We start from the raw sequence: 231 nt of genomic DNA on the forward strand, positions 1-231 counted from the left end.
ATATTTGCGGTTTTATACGCACTTATTAACTGGCTAAACAGAGTCGCTAATTTAGTTAAATGACCACTGGCTTTTAGCTCTTTTAAAAGCGCTATATGGTTAGGCTTTGCAGCACTAAATTTTAAATCGCTTTTAACGGCATAAAGAGTGTTATTAATGTAATTTACCAATGCTTTAGCATACTGTGGTTTAGCATTGGCTAGCGATTCAAAACACCCTTCAACCCACTTT

The 231-nt window shown here is 35.5% G+C and carries 1 protein-coding gene; it reads right to left on the bottom strand.

The window, feature by feature from the left end; translation table 11 throughout:
• The coding region (locus SB724_RS22035; protein ID WP_410573236.1) for a hypothetical protein at window positions 1–231 on the bottom strand (231 nt) is incomplete at both ends.

The sequence above is a fragment of the Bacillus sp. SIMBA_031 genome (genome assembly GCF_046535225.1).
Taxonomy (GTDB): Bacteria; Bacillota; Bacilli; order Bacillales; family Bacillaceae; genus Bacillus; species Bacillus velezensis.